At 50.2% G+C, this 1543-nt stretch carries 1 protein-coding gene and 2 pseudogenes; 2 read left to right on the top strand and 1 reads right to left on the bottom strand.

Annotation, left to right across the window (positions count from 1 at the left end; translation table 11 throughout):
• Nucleotides 1-203: IS1 family transposase (locus BFF42_RS16675; RefSeq protein ID WP_146759052.1), on the bottom strand; the 203-nt coding region annotated here is incomplete at its 3' end.
• On the opposite strand from BFF42_RS16675, the pseudogene BFF42_RS16670 reads away from it, so the two are divergent.
• Together BFF42_RS16670 and BFF42_RS27850 are read left to right on the top strand one after the other, a co-directional pair.
• Nucleotides 124-1323: pseudogene (locus tag BFF42_RS16670) on the top strand (EAL domain-containing protein); the annotation flags it as partial. The gene BFF42_RS16675 and the pseudogene BFF42_RS16670 sit on opposite strands and share 80 nt — an antisense overlap.
• Before the next feature lie 95 nt (nt 1324-1418).
• Nucleotides 1419-1543: pseudogene (locus BFF42_RS27850) on the top strand (hypothetical protein); the annotation flags it as partial.

Raw genomic sequence — 1543 nt, 5'->3', positions numbered from 1 at the left:
CGACATCCGACGCCATTCATGGCCATATCAATGATTTTCTGGTGCGTACCGGGCTGAGAGGCGGTGTAAGTGAACTGTAGTTGCCATGTTTTACGGCAATGAGAGCAGAGATAGCGCTGATGTCCGGCAGTGCTTTTGCCGTTACGCACCACGCCTTCAGTAGCGGAGCAAGAGGCGGGCAAGAGTTTTTGCTGCCTGCGCATTGATAATCTTGAGTTTATGAGTCGTCATTACGGCTTAATGATGCGCGTTCACTGTATCCGCTCAATTTGCCGTACGCTGCTGCCGTTGATGCAGGAAAACGAAAAGTTGTATCAATTGCCGGGTAGTGAACTGCTGTTAGTGCTGAGCGGGCCGGAAACGGAAGGGCGACTCCAGCATATGGTTAACATCCTGAATAGTCGGCAAATTCACTGGAACAATACCGGGCTGGATATGGGCTATGGTGCTGCCTGGGGGCGTTTTGATGGAAATCAGGAAACCCTGCAACCCTTGTTGGGGCAGTTAAGCTGGCTGGCGGAGCAATCCTGCGCACATCATCATGTGCTGGCGCTGGATAGCAGAGAAGAGATGGTTTCCGGGCAGACCACTAAACAGGTGCTATTGCTGAATACCATTCGCACGGCGTTAGATCAGGGTGATTTGCTGCTCTACGCCCAGCCAATTCGCAACAAAGAGGGTGAAGGTTATGATGAGATCCTCGCGCGACTGAAATATGACGGCGGCATTATGACCCCGGATAAGTTTCTGCCCCTTATTGCTCAGTTTAACCTTAGCGCGCGTTTTGATTTGCAAGTGCTGGAATCCTTGTTGAAGTGGCTGGCAACACACCCTTGCGACAAAAAAGGACCGCGCTTTTCAGTCAATTTAATGCCGCTCACGCTGCTGCAAAAGAATATTGCCGGGCGGATTATTCGTCTGTTTAAGCGTTATCACATCTCCCCGCAGGCGGTCATTCTTGAGATCACCGAGGAGCAGGCGTTTTCTAACGCAGAAAGCAGCATGTACAACATCGAGCAGCTGCATAAGTTTGGTTTCCGGATTGCGATTGATGACTTTGGCACCGGCTATGCCAACTACGAACGGTTAAAGCGTTTGCAGGCTGATATCATCAAAATTGATGGCGTCTTTGTGAAAGATATTGTCACGAACACGCTGGATGCGATGATTGTGAGATCAATTACCGATCTGGCGAAAGCGAAGTCATTGAGTGTGGTCGCGGAGTTTGTCGAGACGCAACAGCAGCAGGCGCTATTGCATAAGCTCGGGGTGCAATATCTGCAAGGGTATTTGATTGGTCGCCCGCAGCCATTAGCTGATTAACAGGCGTAAAAAAACCGGGGAATTATCCCTAATGCCGATCAGTTAAGGATCAGTTGACCGATCCAGTGGCTGTGTAAGAATCCGGAAACGCTCACTTGTTTCCGGATTTTTTTATGCACATTTGGACAGGCTCTTGATCTGGTATCCCGTTACGATTCTCTGCGTAACCCACTGACTTCTCTGGGGGATTACCTCGACCCCGAACTCATCTCTCGTTGCC

The organism is Shigella sp. FC1661 (assembly GCF_001712525.1).
GTDB classification, from domain to species: Bacteria; Pseudomonadota; Gammaproteobacteria; order Enterobacterales; family Enterobacteriaceae; genus Escherichia; species Escherichia coli.
The sequence above is the reverse complement of the archived record's forward strand: the minus strand, read 5'-3'. Positions and strand labels throughout refer to the sequence as shown.